The sequence below is a fragment of the Pantoea sp. OXWO6B1 genome (assembly GCF_001641135.1).
Classification (GTDB): Bacteria; Pseudomonadota; Gammaproteobacteria; order Enterobacterales; family Enterobacteriaceae; genus Pantoea; species Pantoea allii.
Map to the genome: position 1 here is coordinate 64,640 of NZ_LWLR01000004.1, position 25,355 is coordinate 89,994.

General features: G+C 51.5%; 19 protein-coding genes. 5 read left to right on the forward strand and 14 right to left on the reverse strand.

Going from position 1 to position 25,355, the window contains the following annotated elements; genetic code table 11:
- Positions 1–311: 311 nt before the first annotated feature.
- Entirely contained in the window at positions 312–533 is a 222-nt protein-coding gene (locus tag A6A26_RS25115; RefSeq protein WP_074181061.1) for a KTSC domain-containing protein, read from the reverse strand.
- 232 nt (positions 534–765) lie between these two features.
- Here A6A26_RS25115 and A6A26_RS25120 point away from each other — a divergent pair, with 232 nt between their 5' ends.
- The 3 genes from A6A26_RS25120 (at position 766) to A6A26_RS24155 (ending at position 3,885) form a co-directional block, all read left to right on the forward strand.
- Positions 766–924, forward strand: coding sequence for an Hha/YmoA family nucleoid-associated regulatory protein (locus A6A26_RS25120; protein WP_371560497.1), 159 nt, complete (start codon positions 766–768; stop codon positions 922–924).
- 463 nt (positions 925–1,387) lie between these two features.
- Positions 1,388–2,110, forward strand: coding sequence for a replication initiation protein (locus A6A26_RS24150; RefSeq protein WP_029571274.1), 723 nt, complete (start codon positions 1,388–1,390; stop codon positions 2,108–2,110).
- 1,046 nt (positions 2,111–3,156) lie between these two features.
- The gene (locus tag A6A26_RS24155; protein WP_152552430.1) at positions 3,157–3,885 is read left to right on the forward strand and encodes a hypothetical protein; all 729 of its coding nucleotides are present in this window, start codon (positions 3,157–3,159) and stop codon (positions 3,883–3,885) included.
- 46 nt (positions 3,886–3,931) lie between these two features.
- On the opposite strand, the gene A6A26_RS24160 is transcribed toward A6A26_RS24155, so the two are convergent.
- The 5 genes from A6A26_RS24160 to A6A26_RS24180 form a co-directional block, all read right to left on the reverse strand.
- Positions 3,932–4,126: a hypothetical protein gene (locus tag A6A26_RS24160; RefSeq protein ID WP_029571209.1), complete on the reverse strand. Its 195-nt coding sequence runs from the start codon at positions 4,124–4,126 to the stop codon at positions 3,932–3,934.
- Complete coding sequence (locus tag A6A26_RS24165; protein WP_029571208.1) at positions 4,123–4,815, reverse strand: hypothetical protein; 693 nt, start codon at positions 4,813–4,815, stop codon at positions 4,123–4,125. Before A6A26_RS24165 ends, A6A26_RS24160 begins: the two co-directional genes overlap by 4 nt.
- 73 nt (positions 4,816–4,888) lie before the next feature.
- Positions 4,889–5,110, reverse strand: coding sequence for a hypothetical protein (locus A6A26_RS24170; RefSeq protein ID WP_063881313.1), 222 nt, complete (start codon positions 5,108–5,110; stop codon positions 4,889–4,891).
- A gap of 878 nt (positions 5,111–5,988) precedes the next feature.
- Positions 5,989–6,924 carry a plasmid replication initiator RepA gene (repA, locus tag A6A26_RS24175; protein ID WP_063881314.1) on the reverse strand — a complete coding sequence of 312 codons (936 nt, stop codon included), beginning with the start codon at positions 6,922–6,924 and terminating at the stop codon, positions 5,989–5,991.
- A 641-nt stretch (positions 6,925–7,565) separates the two neighbouring features.
- Positions 7,566–8,117: a hypothetical protein gene (locus tag A6A26_RS24180; protein ID WP_063881315.1), complete on the reverse strand. Its 552-nt coding sequence runs from the start codon at positions 8,115–8,117 to the stop codon at positions 7,566–7,568.
- A 217-nt stretch (positions 8,118–8,334) separates the two neighbouring features.
- Between A6A26_RS24180 and A6A26_RS24185 the strand changes: the two genes are divergently transcribed.
- Complete coding sequence (locus A6A26_RS24185; protein WP_063881316.1) at positions 8,335–8,712, forward strand: Ltp family lipoprotein; 378 nt, start codon at positions 8,335–8,337, stop codon at positions 8,710–8,712.
- A 198-nt stretch (positions 8,713–8,910) separates the two neighbouring features.
- A complete protein-coding gene (locus A6A26_RS24190; RefSeq protein WP_063881317.1) occupies positions 8,911–9,126 on the forward strand; it encodes a hypothetical protein in 216 nt (71 codons plus the stop codon).
- 43 nt (positions 9,127–9,169) lie between these two features.
- Here A6A26_RS24190 and A6A26_RS24195 read toward each other — a convergent pair whose 3' ends face one another.
- The 8 genes from A6A26_RS24195 to traH all read right to left on the reverse strand — a co-directional run bounded on the left by A6A26_RS24195 (position 9,170) and on the right by traH (position 25,327).
- Positions 9,170–9,967: a DsbA family protein gene (locus A6A26_RS24195; protein ID WP_063881318.1), complete on the reverse strand. Its 798-nt coding sequence runs from the start codon at positions 9,965–9,967 to the stop codon at positions 9,170–9,172.
- A gap of 100 nt (positions 9,968–10,067) precedes the next feature.
- Positions 10,068–16,058: a MobF family relaxase gene (mobF, locus tag A6A26_RS24200; protein ID WP_063881319.1), complete on the reverse strand. Its 5,991-nt coding sequence runs from the start codon at positions 16,056–16,058 to the stop codon at positions 10,068–10,070.
- Positions 16,055–18,676, reverse strand: a complete 2,622-nt coding sequence (traD, locus tag A6A26_RS24205; protein WP_063881320.1) for a type IV conjugative transfer system coupling protein TraD — start codon at positions 18,674–18,676, stop codon at positions 16,055–16,057. The genes mobF and traD overlap by 4 nt, the downstream gene beginning before the upstream one ends.
- A 115-nt stretch (positions 18,677–18,791) precedes the next feature.
- Entirely contained in the window at positions 18,792–19,139 is a 348-nt protein-coding gene (locus tag A6A26_RS24210; protein WP_063881322.1) for a hypothetical protein, read from the reverse strand.
- Between the two features lie 340 nt (positions 19,140–19,479).
- A complete protein-coding gene (gene traT / locus A6A26_RS24215; protein ID WP_063881323.1) occupies positions 19,480–20,214 on the reverse strand; it encodes a complement resistance protein TraT in 735 nt (244 codons plus the stop codon).
- Between the two features lie 126 nt (positions 20,215–20,340).
- Positions 20,341–20,907, reverse strand: coding sequence for a hypothetical protein (locus A6A26_RS24220; protein ID WP_063881370.1), 567 nt, complete (start codon positions 20,905–20,907; stop codon positions 20,341–20,343).
- 21 nt (positions 20,908–20,928) lie between these two features.
- On the reverse strand, positions 20,929–23,967 hold the full coding sequence (gene traG, locus A6A26_RS24225) for a conjugal transfer mating-pair stabilization protein TraG (protein WP_063881324.1): 3,039 nt from the start codon (positions 23,965–23,967) through the stop codon (positions 20,929–20,931).
- Complete coding sequence (traH, locus tag A6A26_RS24230; RefSeq protein ID WP_063881326.1) at positions 23,960–25,327, reverse strand: conjugal transfer pilus assembly protein TraH; 1,368 nt, start codon at positions 25,325–25,327, stop codon at positions 23,960–23,962. The genes traG and traH overlap by 8 nt, the downstream gene beginning before the upstream one ends.
- Positions 25,328–25,355: the final 28 nt, after the last annotated feature.

The window sequence follows — 25,355 nt, forward strand, 5'->3', positions numbered from 1 at the left end:
TTCATGAAATTAATTTACTGACATCACGTGGTGATATTAATGGTGCGCTGTCGCTGATAAATGGCTGGAGCGAAAGTGTTGCGCGCAAGATCATGAAAAAGGCCGGATATCCTGTGCCCTCGGAAAAAGGACGGGCTTTCTGGTTGTGGGTTCAGCAGACGCTGATGCAGGCCGCACGAAGTAAACGCTGTGGCTACCAGCACCGGTTCTCACATTCGTTCAGCCGTGTAAGGTCAGAGGCAGAAAATCACTACGAAGATTATGCGAAAATGATGGCTGAGCTGAACGGGAAAAGTGAACCTGTATCCCCCTCAGAAAGTCAGCTTCCCGCGAAGAGAGGTGTAGTGCCCGTCGATACAGCTCCGGAAATAGACATCCGGATCTCTGGCCCTGCAGAAGGTATGGTAAACTCTGACAGGAACACCCAGCCAGCGGCGACTGCTTCCGTTAATGTACTCCAGTTCGAGAAGGCCACTGGTTGCATCGTAACGCACGAGACTGAAAATCGAAGAATCAATAGAATGTGGTTTCATGTTACGGCGGATTCCCTCCTGTCATGTCCTGTATTTAACAAACGCTCTCAGAACTCTAAAACTCATGCCTGTTCTGGTTTGTCCACATTACGGCTCATTTTAAACGTTGCAGTTATTTCACTCAGCAAATTTCTTTTTGTTTATTGCAAATTCCGTGTCATGAGCGCTCACTTATTTAAGGCAAAGTATGACAAAAACAGACTGGTTGATGAAATTCAGGCGTTGCCGTTCGATGGACACGCTGGAGACCGTGTACGAACATCTGAAGTACGAAGGCGATCCAAAAGAAGACTATGCGATGACTTCAGCATACGATCACCGTAAAGCTGAACTCACTGTCGGAAAGTTGTATGACCATATACCAGCCCACGTCTGGAGAGTGGTCAAATAAAAATACCTTAAGGATTTTAGAATCCATTATGAAGCGCTCGCCGCAGACCTGTGACCGGGCCTTTGGCCCGCGAGCAGGCGAGGAAGCGCAAAAGCATTCGGCTTTCATAATCTGCGTACGCGCTGTTTCACATTTGGCGTAGTTCTTTATTCACAGGCTTAAATTTTAAGATCATTTTAAAGTATTTTTAGTGTTTTAAGCTTTTTAACTCTTCCGCAGCCCTTGGTGTATCTGGCTTCATCGTCGTTCCATATGGGCATCGCATCAACCTGATGTGGGATCTGAATCAAGTGTGCATGGGGAATACAGCATCACCTTATGGGAAATGCATCAAGTGTCTATGGGAATCACATCAAGTTTGATTACACGTTTCCTCACTTGTGGATAACTGAGACCTAAAGCGTTGCTGTTTTTTTCTATGGATGCGATTATGGGTAATAAAATTTTACCCATAGGTTGACCGATGCCTGCTATCTCACTGAAAAGCTACAAGAAAAAAGTAAGCATAAAACAGTCGAATGAACTGACAGAAGCCGCGTATTATTTGCCTCTCCAGGCCAAAAGAGTGCTGTGGCTGTGTCTGATGCAGGCTTACTTCAGTGAAGCGAGTGAAGATTTTGAAAGCGATGTACTCCCATTATTCACAGTCAGCGTTTCCGACTACGTTAAATACTTTAACGTGGCTACCGCTGTGGCCAGCCGTGATGTTAAGTCGGGTGTCAAGGCTTTAGGTGAGTCTACTGTAACGTTTTACCCTAAAGACGGTGAGTTCGAGCAAGTTACACGTCCGTGGCTTTCAGAGGCAGGCATGAAACGTGGACGGGGTTCATGGCAAATCGAGTTTAATTACAAAGTCATGCCTTTCTTGGTTGGCCTTTCATCGCAATTTACAACCTATTCCCTTTACGATTGTGGCCAGCTGAATAGTGTCAAAGTAATCCGCCTCTATGAGAGCTTGTGTCAGTTTCGCAGCTCTGGCACTTGGATCACGGATCATGAGTGGCTTTGTGAACGGTTCATGCTCGCTGAATCTCAAAAAACAAATAAAGCTGAAATGAAGCGCACGTTCCTTGAGCCGGCAATCAAGAAAATCAATGAAAAGACACCTCTCAAAGTGTCTTACAAGACGCTTGATGATGGTAAGTTTCTGTTCAGCGTGCTTGATAAACTTCTTACCAATGGGTAGTGGGTCAAGTTTAAGCCGCTGTACATCGATTGCTTTAAACTTGATGCTTTTCCCACTTTCACTAACGGCCTGTTTGTGTTGAAAGACCTGCGAAAGTTGATGTGATCCCCATGTTTGCCCCCTTGCGGATGTTGAGAAAAGCTTTATATAAAACTCGATACCAGCTGATGCGATATCTTGATGTCTTTCCCAGGCCCGTTCTGTCCCTGACTTGAGGTTTTTCCCACATATGTGATCCAGTGAGGCATCCACGTCTTTCTGTCGCTTGAAAAGCAGGAATAGAATTCGAGGATTTCAAAATTTTTCCCGATAGTAAACGGAAGGGTAAGTTGATGCTTTTCCCATAATTATGCCATCAGATGAAGTTGACGCATTTCCCATAAGCAAATCGTCTAGCGAGGTTGCTGCCTCCACCATACTAAAGCCATTCCGTGATGTAGACGCTTTTCAGTAAGCAAAATTTGGTGTGACGTTGGTACTATCTCCCTTTCTGAGGGCATTTGAGAAGTTGATGTGTTTCCCATGTTGAGGTCGAAGTGATAAGTCGATGTGTTTCCCATAACGACGCCGTAGTGCAAAGTTGATGTGTTTCCCATAACGACGCCGTAGTGCAAAGTTGATGTGTTTCCCATAGCGACGGCGTAGTGCAAAGTTGATGTATTTCCCATAGCGACACCATAGAGCAAAGTTGATGTGTTTCCCACACTGAGTCTATGCGTCAAAGTTGCTGTGTTCCCCACACTGAGTCTACGAGTCAAAGTTGCTGTGTTTCACATAGGAAAGAGTCTGATGAACTTGACGCATTTCCCATAGATATTACTTATCTGGGCATGATAGTGTCTTACAAATCTTTTTTGATGGTGGTGTCATCTATGAATTTGGGTTCACACAGTTAAATAACTCATTTACACAGAGGTTTTATTCAGAGTTCTTTATAAGCCATAGGCGGCCTCATAAAACTAAATGGTGAGAAGATTTTTTATAGATAACTTCTTATGCAAATGAGGTATTATGGTGTAAAACTTAAATTTTCGATGGGGGAAACTTTGGATACATTTACTTCTGAAGCTGTACAAGATCCAGAAGCCTCAAAAAAAACAAAACAATCAAAAGAAGAAAGGGTCAGTAAAAAAGAATTGCTTCGTAATGTTATAGTTTTTTGGATATCAATTTTTTTGTCTATTTTCATCTATATTTTTTTGGTTGTTTTTAAAACAACATATTCGTATTTTGATTTTTATTGCATTTTAAACGTTTCGCTGTACTCTTTAATAGCAACTTCTTTTTTTCTAATTATGTTCGCCAATTATTTCCATGTACGTGTGCTCCTGGCTATGAGAAATGATGATTTGTACATACTTAGACCTGCTGACAATCTGATAATTAAGTTTTTTATCAGAAAAGCGTACAGATCTGGCCATAACTATGTAGGGATAAAACTGCAGGCAGTAATAGAGAATGAAAAACCTTCAATCAGGATTTCTAAGCTAATAAAATTTCTTCAAAATCAGAATTGCAAACACAACCGTCCTGTTATTATTCGCTCACATATCTTCACGGCTAGGCGCTGGCGAGAAGAGCTTATTAAGCAACTTGATTCTGAGGGTATGACATACAGTGTAGAAACCAATTTAACGCTTCAGAATCCCTTCAAACTGAAGTGTGTTACTGCCGCGATAACTGCGCTGGGTGGTAAAATACCATCAATCTATGCCCATGAAGTAGAAATAGTTGTGTATCCCATCAGTAAAAATGAATCCTTGGCGCAAGCTTAAAAAAACTACAAAGAGGTGTGTAATGTTGAGTCAGACACTATAGATTCTAATTTTTATCCCAAAGAAGCCAGAAAGTAACGACTATGACTGTGATCGCGAATATTGCTGTTGAACCCCATGCGTAAGCAGGCCAGTAATTCACAGCAAGCACTCCAAAACCGAGAATGAGTATTGCCGGAATAAGCGTGCTTGCAAAATATGTCAGCTGCGAGCGCAACCATCTTTTTAAAAAATCAATCATCTGATAATCCGTACAATGTCGTCAGCTATGTCCTTGTCTGATCGCGAGGAATTTATACTGTGCGCATTTCGGCTTATAACCGGTTCAACAATAAAATAGAACATCTCCAGTTTTTCAGCATAGAGAGCAGAGTAGTATCGCGGATTTTGGTTTTTAAGACGGTTTGCTGCATCTGCGGCCATCTGCACATACCCGTAATAGCTCACCAGGGTTATAGTTGCAGCGGAAACTTTTGCGAGGTTTCTAGTTGCGCCCATCCTGATCCCAATACTGTAGCTGGCGGCCATTGCGATAGAATAGGCCAGAGCCTGGTTTGTCAACGAACCTGAAGCTATTGTGACTCCCATACCGATCAGTATCTTCCTGATACGGGTTATGCGTTCTGACGTCAATCCCTGAAGCAGCTGGTTGACGTAAATCTCAAGCATTTTTCTGACAACGTGGTGCTCTTTAACAAGCTGGCCAATGGCTTCCATAAACCGGACATCTTCGTGTTTCTGATCTTTACACACGTCCTGATAGTTTTCAGTAAAACATGATGTGTAAAACACCAGACGCCTGGCTCCGAGCTGAATGCGGTTTGCCTGTTCAAGTACTTCATCTTTCACGCCACTCAGAGCCTTATCAAGACGCACTCCGAAAAGGCTGTCTGCCTGCATTTTATCGATAATATCTGTGTTGCTGATCATTTAGTCTTTTGCCAGAAGTTATTCTGAAATAATGTCCATTAAAACGTATTTTAGCAGGCAAGAAAAATCTGGCTTAAGTTGGTGGGTCCATCATCTGCTCGATGGCAAACATGAGAGCGGGTTCAACCTCATTACTTCGTTCCAGACGTGCCCTCAACAAAAGTATAAGATCACGTTTGATTTCTTCGCGGCTGATTACGTCGCCATCACTCGCTTTCCTCAGACAAACCATGCCGGTGAGTCTGCACGCTTCCCGGTAAGTAGCCTGAACTGCGTCATCATCAACGTTCTGCATTGGATATCTCCTGCAGTGTCTCAGTTAGTTATGCGCGACAGCGCATGTAGGCGCCAGCTGATGCCCGCCAGGGGGAACTGGCCACATGGCGCCGGTAGCCCGGCGAAGCCGGTTACGGTTTGATAGATTCTGCCTTTCGGGCACTTCGCCCTGCAAAGCTAAACCCGCTTTCCGCCGCACGAAAGCCACTGTACGCCGTCGGAGTGGTCACGACAAGGCGAAGCCGCAGTCGGGGCGTATCTCCGCGTCAGCGGGCCGTAAGGGCCGCTTACGGGCGTGTTCACTGTACCCTGAAGCAAGTCTACTTACAGCGACACGAAAACCATTAGTTACAACACCCATTTATCAGCCACGCCTGTTCCGGCCCGAAGGGCCGGGCGGGGGCGGCTGGTCAGTGGGGGCGATGGGTTATCAGGTCCGGCTCCGGTCCCTGCCTGGAGGGGCACTCAGGGTGCAGGACTGCGTCGGCGCTGTTTACAGTGAACTAATGTATGCTGTAACTAAAATGATTGTGCTTTGGGGCCCGCTTAAGCGGGAGCTACCCCTGACTCTGAGCGGCGCGGACGCCTGCGGCCGCTGCAAGCGAAGGCCTTATTTATCCACACACGATGCCTGCATGAACACCTTATTTTACTTATGAATATTTCTTTCTGACGTAAGTCAGGAATGTTTTGCGGGTATCTCATGAGTCATGTGCGGCTAACATATTTTTCACGATTGCGGGTAAATGTGGATAAAAAATCCGACGGTCGGTTTTCTGGCCACCGGCACTCAATTCAGCAGTAAAAACAGGGCGTGGTGTGCATGAACGTTGCCGCATTTGCGGCCGGCACAAACGACTTTACCGCCAGTCAAGGCGGTTGAAAGAGCGAGGAGAGTCAGTGTACGACGTCGGGCGGCGCCGGCTCATAGCCGAGGCCCAGCTCCAGCTGGTTGAGGCTCTGCCACACCAGACGGTCGAAGCCGTCAGCATCGAGGTTAAAAAGCTCATGGTTTGGACGGGAACGGATCAGCCAGCTGGCCATCGTCTGCCGGCGTTCGTCCAGCGGCAGACGACTAAGGCGTTTTCTGCGTTTCTCCTTCACGGCCTTTTCACGCCGGTGAAGCAGCGTGGCCATACGCATATTTTCGTACCAGCGCTTACGCGCTGCGCGCACGGATTCATGCGTGCCCGGCTCGATGATGCCTTCAGACTGGGCCTGCAGACGAACATTACGCTGCTGAAGCAGCTTATCCATGTTGACGCCGGAGAGCTTCCAGAAGCGATCGGTGAGGATGATGTGGCGCGGCATCCAGTATTTTTCAACCGGGTCCCACTCCAGTTCAGGCAGCTCAATGATGCCATAACGCGCAAGAGCCTGAAAAAGCCTGGAAAGACGACACGGTTCAACCCGTGTTTCCGGAATGACGTTGCCGCTTTCATCTTTCGGGCTCAGCTCTCTGGCCAGCCCGCTGCCGTGAACGGTGACTACCGACGTGGCCATGTCTGCCCGCTGGACAAGCAAAGGTGCGATCGCATCGATGAGGTTTCTGCGCTCCGGCCGGAAATCGCGTTCGCGGCCTGCGGCCTTGCGGAGTTTCACAAAATAGGGGTGACGGGAAAGGCGCTGGCGCAACCGCCATTGGCCAGTTACCTTGTCTTTAACGACGTAGTTACGCATGGCATGGCCATACTCGCCCGGCAATGGGCGGTAGTTTTCCGGCGCGAACCAGACGGGTTCAGGGCATTTGCAGGCAACAGAATGGTCGCCGCGACGACGTCTGTCTTCCTTTGGGGTCGGGCAGTTTAACCCGATTAAAATCTGATCATTCACCCTGTCCCGGACTTATGGCGGGCAGGGCTTGTCTTATGAAATGCATGCGTTATAATCCTTCACAGGCCAGCGCCTGCTTATGAACCCCCTGAATCTGAACCTTCCGCCAAGTTGAGACAGAATCAGGGGGTTTTTGCATTCAGAGTCTGGTGATTTACCTCGCTCTGTACCCTGGACGTTTTTACGGATACGTCCTATCCGGAGAATTCTTTACCCTCACCGCGCATGACCGGTTCGGGGTTATGCTTTACCTGCCTTCGACCACCACAGTACCCGGCAAGGATCACACTCGATCGCCGGAACCACCCGGCGAAGTCTGAAAATCATAACCGCAGCCAACCGCTAAATCCAGCACTGAATAATCACTCAGCGTACCGGATGGATAAAAAAACTCATATTTAGTCGGTCTTTATGGTTCACGAAGTGCGTATGTGTCCTGATGAATGATTAAACGCATGGCGGTGCGTTCAGAGCATGTCCATTTTCGAAAGGCTGTATCTGTTAAGGAAAGGGGGTGACGATCGCAATGGATCACACCCAACAGCGAGGGAAATCGTTTGAGTTAGTGAAGAGCATATATGCTTACCCCCATTCACGCGGAACGGAGATGTCTGGGCTTTTGTTATAATCGAATAAAGTAATTAATATCGCTTGATTAACTCTATATATTTCCTTCGGATTAAAAGTGGAATCTGAGGATTGAATTCCATTGCTAGCGTAGAACCGTCATCTTCATTTATTTCGTTCAGATGCTCGACTTCCATGAAGTTGTTGGGGTGATTGTCACGGAGGTAGTCATGAAGCAAAACAAAAAAGTCACTAAAATTTATGTCGTAATAACATTCTGACAAAATTTGCGACTCATAATGATAAGCGCGTCGTTTAGGGAACATGCTGTCAAGAAAGGCCAAAGCCCCCTTTTCAATCTTTCTGAGCTGCTCTCCCGTTGTGCCTACAACACATTGAAAAGCACAAAAAATGTGATAATGGGGATTGGCCGAGCTATATGAACGGGATCTCAAATCGCCCAGTGTAAGCCCTACCTTTGCGTAACAAGTGTCTCTTTTATCCGCTCCCAGGTAAATCCAGATGTTGGAAGACTCAAAGTTTGCCTTATCACGCTCCATGCCTACGGCCATTTTGTAATCGTCGTCAGGAATATGAAGGTCGTATGTCTGCGTTGGCTTTCTCACAAATCCCTCTTCGTAACCGGCTTATGTCTGTGTTGAGCTTTGTAATACATTTTTCCATAAATCTATGGATTTCAAGCCCGAGCCGATAATATAAATAATTTTAAAGTTTCCCCCAAAACTGACCGATAAACCCCGAAGACCTGACATCCTCAAATTTTCGTCGCTGAAAGGCCTTCGGGTCCCTTAGAGGAGCCGTATAGATTATGGAGATATTTCAATGAAATTTATGAAGATAGTAGTGACTGCCTTTTTGTTTGCCTCAACCCCCACGTGGGCGGGAGATCTGACTGGGCCTCAGAATAATGCCGCCAGAGCCGCGAAGCAGTATCTTTCGATGTCGGGCTTCTCACGAGATGGACTTATACAACAACTCTCATCGGATGCAGGCGATGGTTTCGAGATTTCTGACGCTACCGTAGCAGTTGACAGTCTAAATGTTGACTGGAACCATCAGGCTGTTAGATCGGCGAAGCAGTATCTCAGCATGATGGGCTACTCGTGCAAAGGCCTCATTAATCAACTTTCCTCAAGTTCCGGAGACCAGTTCACCGTTGAACAGGCTACTCATGGGGCAGAACAATCAGGTGGCTGTTAAAAAAGCCAGGTTCAAATGATGGTTACTTTGAACCACTGAGATTAACTGCGTCAGTTTTTACTCTAACTGTATGCTGGTTTATTAACGCTGGACCGTTACCGTTTTCCGATCACATCCCTTATTCAAAGCCTTATAAACAAGGGGTAGACAGATCTTTTACTGTTAGATATTTTCTGCTTAAGACAAAAGGAAAGTCGCATGACAACTCAAATAACTGTTCATATCGTCAAAATTAGAAATATATTTAGTAATTACCATATCGTTGAACAAGAAGTCAGCGGTGTTTGTTTATATGAATGTGATACCCAGGAAGAAGCCATAGAGTGGGCTGAAAACAAAGGCTACTCCTACGAAATCCACCGTGAACGTAACAGAAAGCCAGGCGACAAGCACGGCCAGTTCCGTAAACAATAGTATGGCTTAGCCCCGGCAGCGTAGTTCCGCCGCCGGGCTATTCTTACTTTCCGGACGCTTTGATGATGGCCTGCTGCATGACCGCTTCGCTGACCACGCCAGGTATGACGGTCGTATTTTCCGGGCTGGCATTCTCTGCCGGCATGACGATGATTCCCGGTGTACCCGTCAGCCCCAGCAACTCTGCCAGAGAGTCATTACTGGCGATGAGACTGTCTGATTTTGCATAATCCTCCTGTTTTTCAGGCCCTGCACCCGCTATTTTCGCAGCAGTTTCTATGTCTTCAGCTGTAATCTTGCCCTCATTGTGCCCTGTCCGGTAAATGCCATTGTGGTAATCAATATAGGCCGCAGCGCCTTTCTGCCGGAACACGTCAAGACCACGTCGTGACGCCTGGGTGGACTCCGGAAAACGGGAGGCAAATATCGTCCAGTCACGGAATGCAAACCTGACATCCGAATTACTGGCCATCACCTTTTCCATCACCGGCGACATCATGCTGCAGGCAATGCATTCGTAATCAAAAAACTCCGTCACGATGACCTTTGACTCAGCCGGTCCCGTCACCGGCACGCCGTCGAGTTGCATCAGCAGACGGTGGGCTTTAACGGCTGCACCGACATAGGCCTTTTGTTTCATCTCTTCCTGCCGCGCCTGAAGCTTTTTACTGACTTCAATCAGGACATCCGGATGCGCAACCAGATAGTCAGCCGCAATTTCGCCGATTCGGGCCTGCTGCGCAGGCGTAAAGTCCTCTGCTGCAGCCGTCGGTGCCGCCTGGACAGCACAGCAAATGCCAGTGGTCAGCATCACTGCCGCCAGTTTTACGTGTTTTTTCATAATATTCTGTTTTCTCTTTCAGGAATTCAGGGAAGTTTATGGCTGGCTGTTTCGCCAGATTTCGGGAGCTGGAGGGCCGTGATACTGCCCTGCATGTGTATCAGCGCTCTTTCTGAATATTGCGGGTAATCTCAGGCACAGGTTCTTCACGCTCCCTGCCGCGTCCTTCTGCCGGCAGGGTTGGCTGACTCTGTCTTTCAAGCTCACGCGCCGCGCTGGCAATGGCGCGCTCCGACAGTTCGGCTTGCGCCCTGACAGGGGCCTGCACAGACCGGTCAAGTTCTTCTGTCGCCTTCCGGATGACAGATGCCGGTATGGCACCCGCCCCGCCTGTCTCAGCAGGCAGCCGTATATCGCCAGGCATGCCGCCGTTCGCCAGCGCATTCAGCACAGCGCTGGCTGAAGCCGCATTCAGACCTCCCTGCGACGAAAGCTCGCCAGCAGCCTGACCGATAAGGCGTGCATAGTCAGGTTCCTTTTCCCCTGGCAATGCCGGGATTTGCTGTTTAACCGACTCCACTACGCGTGTCAGAAGTCGTGAATTCAGCGTCTCCTTTTCAGCATCAGTTTCCAGTTTCACCACAGTCTGAGCTTCAGCCATAAGCTGCTTCGCAAGCTTCTGCAACTCTGCCATTCCGTCCGGCTCTGTTTTTTCGGGTAGCTTCATGTCTTCCCTGGCGGCTTCGGTAGCCAGCTTTCTGGCCAGCGCTTTCATATCGGGTTCTCCTGCCCGTTCTGACCTGTCCGTTTCAGGCAGTGAAAGTGACGCACCCTGCGACTTTTCAAGCGCCACGAGGGCCGCCTGCAGCAGGGCTGACTCGTCGCGGACGGGACCATCCGGAGGCAGATTTCTGAGCATATCCGTTAACTCATGCTGCACAAGGCTCACCAGCGCAGCGTCGGAACGGTATGCCCGTTCTGGCTGGCCACCGGCGACTTTCAGCATCCTGTCAGTCGGTGTTTTACGGCCAGTCTGAAGGATAACGCCGGTATGTGGATTCGTTCTGGCAGCGTCAAGCCCCTGCCCCAGTGAAGTGACTATCATCGTTTCTCCGTTCCGGCTTTTCTGCAGTACAGCAGCCTGAGCTTCGCGGGTGGCCAGCTCCCTGCCCGCACCTGTTGTCATCTGACCAGCGTCCGCACTGATTGGGTAGAGACTGACGCCGGCAGTCTTACCATTGCCGTCAAAGACCGGCAGGGCCAGGTGGGGTTCCGGATACTTTTTAGTGGGGGGGATAATTCGCACGGTTAACGGACTGTTTTTAAGCCCCTGTTCCCGCAGAAAGGTCCGGCCTATGGCCGTTTTTGACGCCGGTTTTCCCATACCCCAGATGAGTCTCGCCTGAGAGCGTTCAGGCTGAGGATCGATGGCATCGTGGGCCGTTTCAGGCCCGTTATCCCTGTTGCGAAGCGTGGCCATCCAGTCTGCCATTCCATCTGTGTAAATCTGCACGTGGTCAACCGCACGAGAGATGCTGATGTAAAAGGCGCGCATACCGCTCATGCGCTGTCGTGCCCCCTCAGTACCTTCAAGCGCTATGACGTACTCTGCACTGGCCCCCTGAGCACCGTATCCCGTTACCGCCCACGCATAGTCAATATGCTGGTCTGCGGTTACCTTCCCCGGCTCTATGACCTTTTCCCCTGCTGCACTCCTCAGTACCACCTCGCCATTATCCCGTAGCGCCTGTACCCGGTACTGTTCATGCGCTGTGTGTCCGGCCTGTTTCTGCGTTTTGGTCATGCGCAGACTGTCGCCAACCCGCAGCTCCAGGCTTTTACGCTCAAACACCTCGATCTCCGTGGCATTGAGTTCAGCCGGTGAATAAAACTTTGTCCTGCCGTCTTCATCCCGTAACACGATGCGGTTAATACCCGAATCAACAGCCGTCACACTGAGATAGCTGTCGTTCACCATAACCACCTGCCCTGACTTCCAGGATGACGTGCGGTTAAAGTCATGCCTGCCACCCGTGACACGCTCCAGAACAGGAACGTTCACGGCTTTATTACCCAGCTCCTTCGCTTCAAACAACCTGTCATGAATGCCCTGATTGATTGCCCGCCTGTCTTCATTCAGCTGTGCGATGATCAGGGTCTTTTCCCTCGCCCCTGCCGTTCGCCCCATGTAGTCAGCAACAATGGCCTCCACCGGCGCTTTAGTTTCAGTAACTGAACGTTCCGGCTGTACCACGCCGGCTGCACGCGGAACCGCAGAGGGCTGAACCTGCATGATTTTATCAATCGCAGCCGCTGCTTTATTCTCTATAACGCTGTAAACCGCAGACTTGATGTTTTCATCACGCTGACGGACGATTTCTTTCATTACGGCGACATCAATGGGGCTGCGCTCCTGAACAAGCCTGAAGGGTGCACCACTCTCGGGCGAGGTGAACTGCGCGATGTCCCCGACCGACACCGCCCGGCCGTTGCCGGTCGATATGGCCTTGTAAGCCACGGCCGTGTCCTGGTTTCCCAGCATGGAAGACTCATCGATGAGGAAAAGTGTGTTTTCAAAGCGGACGCTTTCACCCGCAGCCGCGCGCTGCTGCCAGTCAACGATGAAAGATTTCAGGGTCTGTGCCTCAATGCCGACGCTTCGCATTTCCTTCACCGCCCGGTGCGTAGGCGCCAGCCCGATGATCTGTGGCCGGGAGCCCTCCGGGAGCGTGTCCAGCCCAGCTTTAACTGCCCTGAACTGGGTGGTTTTACCCGTACCGGCATAGCCCTGGATGGCTGTGAACCTGTCCTTACTCTCAAGAATGAGTCGCGTGGCGTCGGTCTGTCCAGCCGTGAGTCCCGCCGTCACCGAACCACTGACGTTCTCCATAAGGGCAGGTACAGCATTTTTTCCGTCCGCGATTTCCCTGACGATGGTTTTTTCCATTTCCCAGGTCGCGCGGGCGACGTAGCGGAACTCACCACCAACCTGAACACGTATCAGATCCCTGTCGGCTACCTGCTGTTCAAACTGCTTCTGCAGATCGGGAACGCCTGGCCCGAACTTCATTGCCTCCTTGAGCAGTTCGACCTCAGTAAAGGCCACATCACGCATCTGCTCAACCGCGCGCGAAAACGCCTTCTGAACGTCTGTCTGCAGGCCGCTTTTAAGAGCAGTCAGTGCTTCTGCTGCGTCATCCCTGCCGCTGGCCTGACGGACCAGAGACAACGGAGAACGGGTTGCTCGCATCCGTGCGATCCGGTCCTCTGCCCGGACAAGAGGCTCTCCCGTAAACACCTCGGCTTCGTGGCCAGAGCGGGCGAGACTGTTCATCATGTTGGCCGTCAGATCGCGACCATTGAGGCTGGCCAGAACCGTTCCACGGTCATTGTCCTGGCTTCCCGGGGCGGACACATAGGCGTGGGTCAGATAAAGCGGCCGACCGGTTTCAACCCGTACTGGCTTTTTCTGTCCGTCACGCAAGAGTGTTATCTGGCCGTCGCTGACGGACTCAACCGTCAGCCGATCGCGCGCCTTAATTCCTGCCGGCTTGTCGCCGGCGACGGCAAAGAGCCGCTCGCCGCCTGCGACCTGCAATGATTCACGCTCAAAGAGCCGCCAGTCACCAGTGAGCTTCCGGATGTCCTGTACCGTCTCAACACCATCGGAATCAACCAGTGACAGTTGGCGGCTTTTTTCATGAACCCGGTCGATGACGTAATGGCGTGTTTCGTTTTTATCCGATCTGTCCTCCAGAACCTGCCCGGGACGGTAGGTATTGGCAAGCTTTCGGGTTTTAGCGGACGTATAAACAGGTATGCGCGCCTCTACAGTCACCTCTTCCTGTCCGAGTTTACCGGCATCTTTAAGCGCCGAACGGATCTGATCGTTCAGCTGCTGCTGTTCACGTTCGCCGACGACCGTCGCCGTCAGTGCGGTTTCCGGATCGCTCAGCTCAGCATAACGCGTGGCCAGTGCCTGATAGCGATCGCGCTTGTCCGCGATACTTATAACGCGGGTTTCCAGTCCGGACGAGGGCTCGCTCAGGGAGAGTCGCGGCACACCGGACTGTTCAAGAACCGACAGTGCGCTGGTTGCCGACGTGCGGCCGGCTCCGTCCAGGAACAGCAGCTGCGCATTCTTCTCCAGAGCTTCGCCGGTCAGCACGAGCATTTCTTTCAGGCCCAGTCGCTCGGCCCCCTCAACCACAAGCGTGCTCTGTGGTGTCAGGGTAAAGCTGCTGTCCAGAATTCGGCTGCGGTGCATCAGGTTATCTTTCAGTAAATCCGATTTACCGAGTGACAGCGCACGCTCTGCAGAACTGGCCATGACCATCACATCTCGTCCGTGGGCACGTGACAATGTCACCAGATGTTCAGCGGTTTCACGCTGACGCAGGGCAGATGAGGGGGAATTCAGGATGGCCACCGGTGACTGGAGCGCCTGAACGAAACGCTCAGGTGTTTCACTTTTCGGCGTCCGGAAGCTGGCCACCACGTTTTCTTTGACCGCGTCGGCAGCCACAGACTGCAGTGACAGCTCGTCCAGCAGGTGGATACGCGACGTAAACACGCCCTTTTCCGCATCCAGAGGGATAAGTTCGCCGCTGCTGATCACCTCATCAAGCGCGCGTTTCAAATCCGGTATTTTTTCTTCGTATTCGCCTGCGCTGAACGCGGTCACCAGAAGGTCGCCGTAGGTAAAACGCGTCTGACTGTCGCTCAGAACTGAAATCGCTTCCTGAACTGACCAGATGGCATTTTTGCTGATATCCGCCTCGGGTTCAGTCTGCTGCACCTCGCGGGACTTCGCCTCACTGATGACTTCCTGAATGTCAAAACCCAGCTTCTCCATCTGGATTTTCCAGCGCTCCTGAAGACGGCTGCGGCCCCGTTCAGTTTCGGGCTTGGCAATGGGCTCCTCATCCTGAACCGGTGTCATGTCGTGGTTCTTTGCATTGCCCGTTCTGTCATCTGCCAGCGCGGGTTCAGTCAGCGGCAGTTCGGTTGAATCTGTAATGAAACGTTCTGGCCCGGACGCCTTCTCAGGATAATCGTTCCTTCTGGCCAGATCTTCGTTAAGCGGGCCTGTAATATGCTGTTCTTCATTGCCGGCAACCTTATCTGAGAGGCCTGAACCGGAGACGTCCGGCCCGCCGGAATGGCTGATGACTTTACCTGCAGTTTCCGGAGAGACACTGTCAGCTTTGTTAATACCGCCAGCCTCCTTTAAGACGTCGGCCTTAACCTGCAACGGCGACCGCTCATCCCGAACGGCCGGTGTGCTGTTTTCAGGCACCGTTTTCGTGTTTACGTCATCCTCACCATAGCGATCGAGAGACTGTTTTCTCTGGCGGGTATCGAGCGCCGCCACATCGCGGCTTTTCAGGCTGGCTTCCTCACCCACGCTGAGGTGAATTTCCCTGTGCCGTGATGAGAATTCTTCCAGCACAGTTTCAGTAAAGCCTTTAACTTCCCAGAGATCATGAGGCCCGCCAGTCAGTTCAGTCTCATACCCCAGCGCTTCGGTTTTCCCTTTAAGCGAGCTGCGGTAAATCTGGCCAAACTTCACCTGGTGTTTGTAAATCGTCTCAATAAATCCTGTCCCGTGAATATAATCGGTGGACAGAGCCTTCCATTTGCCGTCCAGCTCAGTGGCGTTAACAATGACGGCGTGGGTATGTATCTGCGGATCAAGGTTACGGGACGTGTCATGGGTAAACAGTGCCGCCACCATTTTTTCTGTGGGTACAATGCGCGTTATGCCGTCCTTTGTATCCCTGGCGCTGATCAGGTTTTCAATCACCCCCAGCGCATCTTTTACTGCCTCATGGTGAGCATCCAGCAGGCGCTTGTCGCCACCGGCCAGAATGAGCATGGATATACTTTTGGGTGCGGAAAACGTCAGATCATGGCCGGGCCGGTGGACGTGGGAACCCTGAACCTCTTTGCCCAGTTCGACGCCGTTCGGCAGCTTACCGTGCAGGACGTCTGTGAACGTCTGCAGGTCAACCGGTCCCTCCAGTCCCAGCTCTTTAGCCCCCTCGCCCAGCCACTGACTTTCCAGGTCATCAAGAAAATAATAGTTATCTTTGCTGCTGTAGTAGCTGGCAGCATCGGCGGCCGAAGCCACCGGCGCAACGGTCATCATCTTTCATACCCTCCGGGTTCATGATGTTCTCCCATTTCCTGCCAGGCCTCGTAATCTTCACGGTGGCGCAGGATGTTCTTTTCATCGTCAGCCATTTTGTAGTTGGCCTGCCGGTACTGATCGGCGTAAGCCTCTTCCCTGCTGTCGGGACCGGTTTTCTGATGGCCAGCCGTATGCACAATCAACTGACCGGCATCGTCTTTTTCCGCCAGCATTTGCAGATCGGGTGCCTCCCCCTGAGCGGCCTCATCGGACATCACCGAATCATCATCAGTCGCGGGCCTGTTGTTCCGTCGCGCCAGCATTTCCAGCGCACTCGCCGTTCTCACCGGTGATTTAGCATTTGCAGGAGAAACGGAAGATTTTGCGGCAGGAAGTACGGCTTTTTCAGCGGCCGGAACGGACGGCTGCGGCCTGTCATCGGAACGTTCAGCCGCGCTCTCTGCACTGACCGGCGCCTGCGGGTTACGACCAGGAAATGCCCTGACGTTGTCCGGCAACCTTCTTCCGGACTCAGGCTCATCAATCCGTTGCGGTATATTGCCTGCGGGTTTACTGGCGTTTACGGCGCCCGACCGCTGAGGTTCCTCCACAGGCACTGAACGTGCTTTGGTCAGCACTGGCTGAACCGGGGTCTGCATTTCCTGTACGGGCTGCTGATCATGGGCTTCAGCAGCCGGCGCAGAGGCGACGTTAACTGCATTTGCCGGTAGAGGGTTTTCAGGAGGAAAAATAGGTCTAGCGGTCGGAGCTGGAGCCTCACCCCTTTCCAGATGTTCATCGCCGGTCGGAAAGCGCAGGCCGAGGTTGACGGCATCCCGCTCGTTCCGGTTGATGATTTTTTCCAGCTCAGGACTGAGGTTGTCCCTGAAATCTCGCTCGATGAGCGCAGGGTGGTATTTTTTCTGTTCGCGGTATTTCAGGCTGAGTTTTACTACCGGATATTCACCCGGCAGACGGACGTAAAACCGCAGGTTGGGCAGCTTCATGATGTTGTCATAATCAACAACCGGCTCCCTGACCTTGTCCTTGCTGATAGAAATACCGTCACGTTCCTGCGCCAGACCAAAGCTGTTCTGCTCCCGGGCTTCACGCCGGCGTTGATAGCCCAGATCTTCCTCCACCATTTTTGCCACTTCAGAACTGGGAGAGCGGCCGTAAAAGCGCGTGTTCAGCAGGTCAAAAATGGCTCTGGCCATTTCGCGGCCGTAAACGTTAATCAGCTGGGGCATGTTCTGAATACCCAGTACAAAGCAGGCACCGAACTTACGGCCCTCGGCAAGCGTTTCGCCCAGATCCGGGAGTTTCTGCAGGCCCAGAATTTCATCGCCGATAATCCACACCCGTCGCTGGCTGTCCTCGCCCATGCTCTGGATAAACAACGTGGCCAGCGAGAGCCACATCGTTATCAGCGGGCGGACAGATTTACGGTGACGGGCCGTGGTGGAGATAAACAGCCAGCTGTTGTCATACTGCTTTTCAGTCATCCACTCCCGGATGCTGAACTCGGGTTTACCCTCCTTGTCGAGCCCCTGCAGGTAACGCAGCGACTTGGCGTAGTTGGTCAGAACCGAGCGTATCGAGATGGCGGTTTTTTCAATTTTCTCCTCCACCAGGTTGGCGGAGGGCGTGTTCTTCAGGAATTCGCGCAGGCTTTTCAGATCGATGGACAGCAGGGTTTTCAGGAATTTTTCAATGTTGCGATCCGGGTCCGATGCGAACTGCATGGCAGTATCGCTGAAGATAGTCCGGGAGGACGAAACCCAGAAAGGGTCCGAATCGCCCTCAACCGGCATCAGCGCGGCCGTCATGTTCTCATAATCCACCACCTCACGCCCTTCACGCCACAGCACCCAGTTTTCGCAGCGTCTGTCATGCGTGTTCAGGATTTTGTCCATGCGTTCGTCATAGTGCGTTTCGACAAACGTACCACCTGAGTCGTATATGATGGCGCGATCACCCCGCTTGCGTATGTAATCAAGCAGCCAGCGGATAATGGTGGACTTACCGACATTTACGGTGCCGTGAATCAGGTAATTCATGATCTCAGCATTACGAACCATATGAAGCCCGGCCACCTGCAGATTTGATTTTTCTCCAGCCTTTTTGAGCAGCCGGTTAATCTCTTTCAGGTCATCGGTAAGCTCCATGCCGGATATAAATTCATCCGCACTCTCCTTTTTGCCTATCCGTCCCACATACCAGAATACAAGGCTGAATAGGGCCATTGCCGCAACGCCGCACCAGAAGGCACATTGTTTGAGATTCTGGACAAGCAGCGCACCCTGCTCCTGCATCCAGGGATTTGCTAGCAGCTGAGCGAGGGTAAGGTTAATGGTGCATATTCTTTCGGGTTCGCAGTGCCAGCGAATATCCCACACGGGCGGGCCGTCGTGCTGCATCAGCCGGATAAAGCCCGACTGCACATAGCCCGTCCAGTACCAGAAGCCGTTTCGAAGCGTATCTTCCGGGGTGATGTACCAGAACAAGCCCAGCGTCGTCAGAACAAAAAACAACAACATCCAGTGTGAAATCCACTGGTTGACCTGTATGAACATTCGCAGGCGGTAGGCCGTTATCTGACCGCCCTGAGTAAGGTTTTTCGGCGTGAAACTCATGGAATAACTCCGGCAGACGCGCGCAAGCGGCCCGCCCCGGTTAACAGGAGCGGGCTGGGGGTTACAGGGAAACGAAAGCGCCGGACAGAGCAAACCGGCGTTGGGCATTACAGGCTCAGCCCGGGATTTTGCGAATGAAACCAGCGCGCTTAAGCAACCAGCATCCCGCCAGAGCCGGCAGACCACAGACTACGAAGAGAACATTCCAGCAGAGCAATGTCAGTACAGACAGCACGGCACCGGCCGTCAGCGTCAGCAGTGCCATCAGGCAAGGAATCATTCCCTGCGGCGTCAGGCCGTTTTGTGTGCTTCTCATGGCAAGGTCATATGCGAAGAAATCGCTGTGCGACATGATGTACTGAGTCACTGGCTGGCCAAACTGGCAAAGAACAAATGCGCTCCAGGCAAGAAAAAAAGTAAACCATGTAATGAGGGTGCGCAGTGCGCCGTTAAATTGCAGCATAGGTATCACCTTATTATCAAAGTTGAACGGGAGGCTTGAGAACGTAGTTTTTAACGCAGCGCCCGCCGCAGACGCTGGCTGAATAAGCCGGCGCGAGGAGGCGAAACGTTTGTGGAACAACATGAGGCACGTACGCCCGGAGTATGAAAATTCAAGCGTTTTGAGTAAGTGCAGATGAACTGGCAGGTACAAAATTAGAACGACATGCGCCCGGTTGTCAGGAGAGACGGTTTATTGTCGTCCACAGACGCATGACGTTGGTCTGATTGAAAGCCGCGGTGAACGCGGCTTTCACAAATATGATGCAGTTACGCGAACGTTGATTTCGTGAGCAATTCAGTTACGGCAGAATGTTTGTGATTGATTTCGCCAGCTGGGCTTCGAGCACCGGCTTGGCTTCTTCAAACTTCAGGTTAACTTTGTTGGCATTGGAAACCACGCGGGTCTGATATTTCATGCGGTTGCCCTGCTCGCTGCTGGTCTGCAGTTTGATGCCGGATGTTCCCTGACGCAGAGCTGCAACGTTATCAGTGGTGACCGCCGCTTTACTGCGCTCAGAAATCTGCAGATCGGTCACCATCGTATAGTTAACGTCTTCCACCATTGCATCTGCTGCCATGCCTAAAAGACCTACTGCAAGACCTGCGCCGAGTACAGCGCCACCTGAATTGCCGTTATAAGCAGTGATACCTGCGCCCAGAGCTGCTCCTGCAGCTCCACCTTCATAACCACTGGTCAGAAACCCCTGAGCCTGACGTAAGTCCATTTTATCTGCTTTCAGTACGTTAGCCTGAACCCAGTAGAATGCGGTGTCAGGGCTGCTGGACAGGCTATAACCTTTTGCCCGAAGGTCGTTGGAGATCATGGTCTGCAGGTCACCCATATCTTTATCGGAGGTATTGCGCACCTGAACCCAGACTGTTTTTTCACTCGAAGGCTCCATCCAGACCGTCTGACTCATCTGAGTCTTCACGTCGAGATTACGCTTTTTAATAGCTGTGCTCATTGCACCACAACCAGACAGCACAAGACATGCAGCAGCAATTGCCGCCACAAAAAATGAACGGTTTTTCATTTCAGTATCCTTGTTAAACGAAAAAAAGGGCGCAGTTGCCCGTTGGTTATGTCTTCAGAGGGATTCTTTGGTGGTGATCCCTTCCGTCAGAAAGACGGAAGGGTTATCGACTTGATGGTTTGAAACTTAAATCTTTTTGATAATACTCGAAATTTTTTCGAGAGCCAGACCTGCCCCTAGTCGGTTAATTTCCGCACCAATAGCGATGTTTATTGTAAAGAAAAAAACGACTTCAAGGGCTGTCACTCCAAATGCAAACCACGAATTGAAACCTGCCAAAACAGTGCTAACACACATTAATACTAGAAAAAGTATTATGGTTTTCTTTGCAATTTTTTTTAGGTGGCTCAGTATCAGTGAAGTTTCACGTACATGCTTAGGAATGGACATGTACATTATCATGTTGTTGTAGGTCATGAGCGCAAAGAGCATTCCCACAATTGCTGTAGGAAGAACAACAATCCAACCATCACTTACCAAAAACTCAAAGTAACCTTCGATTGATTTTGACGCTGAGCCAGGCAAATAAACCGACACCGTGCTTAAGAGCGATAGAAAAACTGAAATCGCAGGAATAAAAAAACTTGTCTTAATTAAGCTTGAGTTTGATGGGATTATGCGCTCACCCGACGAAAACCCATTAGTAAGCATCGTTATATCTGCGTTAACTTGTGCTGTCGTTAGATTCGCCATAATCCCTCTCATTTAAGCTTATTATGAGGCTTCTTTTTGATGAGCTCTTAATTGCTCAAGCTTAGCCTTAAACAGATCCGTTTCATTGACATCAACAACAGGCTTGGTCTGCCTAATATCTTCTTCAGTACGACCTATTTGCTGGTTGTTGACCGCACCCTGGTGCTCTCTTTTGAGTATATCACTGGATGCCTGAACAGTGCTTTTATTTTTGCTTAATTCTCGGTCAATGTCTCCTATTTTTCCAGTATTTTCAAAGTTTCTGTCTGCCACTTTATCAGCGATGTTTTGTGGCGTATTCAGTGAGCCAGCCTGTTCATTCACACGGCTTACTCCTGAGTTGTAATCCTGCGCGATCGCCGGTGAGGTTACGCTACCTCGGGGAGTAATGTTCCGCTCGTTAACGGTCTGGCTGTTTTCGCCTGGCCCACTATTGCGACCATGAGAGGTGCTCCCCTGGTGAACTGTCCTTGCTGATTCGTTTTGACCTCGCTGATTTACCTGTACCGGATCATGTGACGAGCCCTGACTATCATTACCCGTGACTGTAGGTAACGAACCGGAAGGTGTCAGCCCCTGCGTTGCGGTCTGCTCTGTTCTCCCTGCATAGTTTTGCATTATTTCCGGTTCCAGACGTTCTTTCATGAATTCGGTCGCTGCAGTCTGGGCCGTATTTACGTTGGTCAGGACGTGCTGTGCATCGCTGCCGTATTTGGCAGTAGTCCAGTCCACAAACTCCTGATTGTAGTTTGCGTCCAGGCTGGCACTCTGGTTCTGCGCAAGCGTGGCCATCCGGCTGAATTCCTGACTCCGCGTGGTGCTGTCGGTGTACTGATGATACTGACTTTTGGAATCATTAAGTGTGGCCGCGAACTGTTGCACTTTCGAATCCGACTCGTTATTGCTGTGGCTTCCCGATTCGCTCAGGCGCGTTGAGGTAACCATGTCCATACCCTGTCGGAAATCCTTCGCTTCCTGGCTGTTTTGATCCTTACGGTAATCATGACCTTCTGCATGGCTGTCCTGCGTACCGTGTGAGCTGCCAGAAGAATGGCGCCAGTCAGCATTGAGGTTAACTTCCCCTCCCGCGCTGAGGCCGGTTGCCCATTTACCCAGTTTGCCTGCAAGCTGGTCACCCGAATCGAACTTGCCGTATACCCTGCCGCCAGCTCCCGCACTGCCCTGATTGGTGATATCCATGAGCTGGTTGTAAGCCTGCTGCTCAGAAATGTTGTGCGATTTCGCATAGCTTTCTACCGCAGACTGCATCTGGCTGGCCCCGCGCGAAACGTTTGAGGCGACGCTGTTATCACTGCCCTGCGTCAGCGTGTCACTGGAACCACTTTGATGACTAAACTGCTGCATCTGCTGGTAGCCACTGGTTACGCTGTGGTTATAACCGTCCAGAGCCGTCTGCGCCTGTTGCTGCGCCTGACGTGACTGTTCTGAGAAACCGCTGCTTGCCAGCGAACTGAGCTTCAGGTTAACCGGCAGATTTGAGATGGCCCCACTGGTGTCGTAAACGTTGTGGCCATCGGCCGTCTGCGTATGCATTGCGCCATTGCTGGTCTGGAAAGCCTGCTGTCCGGAGCGTTGCATGACGTTGGTGTCGAACTTGTTGGCACTCACGTTATCCATCGACATGTTGTTGAAGGACCAGTTGCCGTCTGCCGTCGTGGATGCCTGCCCGCCCGTTGAGAACGCGCCGGAACTGATAACCCCGCCGACCACCTGAGACGCCACCGAAGCCGCACCCTTCGTCAGAAAGAACGACATCGCGGGGATCGATGCACTCAGGTAGCCCGCTATGTTGGCCGCATCCGAATGCTGAAGGGCGACCTGATCGGCGTTGGCCAGTACCAGAGGCGTGGCACCGGTTTTCGACTGCAGGTAGAAGTTCATCATTGAATTCAGAATGGCGTACATCACGGGCCACATCTGAAAGTACAGAAAGCCACCGGCATACATCTTCAGCGTGTTTACCCCGAAAATGCTGTGGTTAGTCAGGGCAAGCGCAATCACCAGCGGGAAAAGCCCAATCAGGATCAGCATCATCAGCGACTGGAAAATAGGCAGCGTTCGGCCGATGACAACACCGAAAGAGGCCCAGCTGAGCCGCTGTTTGGTCATGCTGGATTCAGTGGCCAGATTCACGAGGTTTGCTGTATCAGACGAACGCGCCGCAAAGCCTTTCCATCCATCACGGATAGCTGCATTGGTCACGTTGTTCCGCATGATCTGCGCTGCGCTCTGACCACCTGAATAGAAAAAGCCATAGCTGTCGTTCATCGCATTACCCAGGAGCGTGTCTGCGCTGACGCGGTTACCAAAAATTCGCGTGGCCAGCGTGTGCCAGCTGAGCCCTCCAACACGAATGTCGTCGTTCATCAGCGAACGCATGGTGACCGATGCCTGCTGACAGGTTACAAACTGCCGGCCATTACCTGTGTCCTGGAAAATGCCCCGTAGCTGACTTGGGTTACTGGTGATAAGCGTCAGGGGATCGGTACTGTTGAGCAACTGGGAAATGGTGTACTTGTTGTTCAGCATGATGTCGCCGATCACGCAGTTTTCAACGTAGTCAGTAAGCAGCGCGGCCAGCTGAGGATTCTGCGTGCGGAAATCTGACGACTGCGCGATGATTTGCGATCCAAACAGCATGCCCGATTTGGTATACGTCAGGGAATCAGGACGCGCCAGAGTATAATCATACAACTGAGCCATTCCGAAACCTGTGCCTGTCGTCAGGCCCGCAATCATCGCCAGCCCGACCGGCACGTTATCCACTTCATACACCGCTGCAGGATCGGTGATATCGATTATCTGCACACTGCGCTTCGGCACCAGAAGGACGGAAGTTATCAGCATGAAAATACCCAGCCAGTGAAGAAATGCCATCGGGTTGCGCGTTTTAGTGAATGTGACCATCACGCCCAGGATGCTGAACGTGCCCACGATGTGAAGCACCGTGGTGAACGTATCGGAGCCCAGTATGGTGACGACGCCGTTAAACATCTGCCGCCACATGTCTCCGCCGTAAATCGTGTAAACCTCAGTCATTGCCGTTTCCCCAGCGATAGTTACTCTGATAGGAGGTTGAGATAATGGTGGACACCTGCTGCTGCAGGTACTGCAAGTTCCGGTCAATGCCGTCAAGTGCATTCTGATCCGCTGCAGACTGCAGCTTCATCTGTGCGAGAAGGGACTGGGCGTTAAGGACGTTGGCGCGTAGTTCGCTTGCCGCCTGTTCCGGATAGTTTTTACCCGCAAGGGACTGGCTGGCCTGCTTTACCAGCTCCTGCAGGTACTGGATCATCATGTCCTGCGCAATGAAGTCTGCGACCTGAAGCAGGTAGGTCGGGCTCATGCCCATGCTGCGGGAGTTAGTCAGGTATTTGAATACCGGCACCGACGTCGTGTTGATGAACCCTTTTTCACGGTCAGTCATCGGAGTATCGCTGGTCAGCTTACTGTCGAGTGAAAGCATGATGTTGCGGACCTGCGTCACCAGCGCCGCATCACTGCTGATGTTGACCGTCCCTACCGTCGGACCGAGACAGATATCCATCGTGTCACAGCCATAGATTTTTGCGCTGCCGCCCCGCATCAAAACGGTGATGATGTCGCGGTTATCCACCATTGGGGTCAGAATGGTGACCTGCCCCTGGGCGTTGAAAACGATGGAGCCGACGATGCTCATCACCAGTTCTTTCAACTCGTTGTTACCGTCAAACAGATGGTTACGGCTCAGCGCGTCCCAGATAAGGTTTTTGTTTTTCAGTACCTGGTCTTTCATCTGGTCAGGGGCCCGGCTGGTCACGCTGTCGCCCTGCCCGCCGACCGTACAGCCCTGCCGGGATGCCGCCCAGTCTGAAAAAATGTTGCTCTCGCCGGCAATGTCCTGGCAGATTTTCTGGTTTGACACCTGTGACACGGGCCACAGCCCCCCGATGATGCCCTGCGCCGCCTGACAGGAACTCATGTTTGCAGAGTTGACGTCTGAGGCCAGTTTCTGCAAAAAGTCCTTAGCCTGCTTGAGTTCAGGGACCATTGTCTGCAGCGCCAGGTCAAAGGCATATCCGGATGCATTACTCATTATCTGTTTGACGAACCGCTGCAGTTCCGCGCCGTTGATGAACGAAAACGAGCCCAAATAAGCGTCAATGCCGCCGCAGCCCGCATTGAGTGAGGGCACCTGCATCGAGATAAGCTGAACCTGCTTGACGGGATTACGCAGATATATTGAACCGCCTGTGATATAGCCCGCCGCCTGCCCCTGCCAGGCCTGTGCCTGAGAAACATTGCCGTCAAACCCGAGGCTGCTGAAATAGCCATTCAGGTCACCCTGTACGTCGGCCTGAGCCGTACTACTGATTGTCAGCGCTGTGAAGGCTGAAAGGAGGAACTGCCTGATTTTCATGTTCTGCGTTTTCCTTTTACGAGCGGTC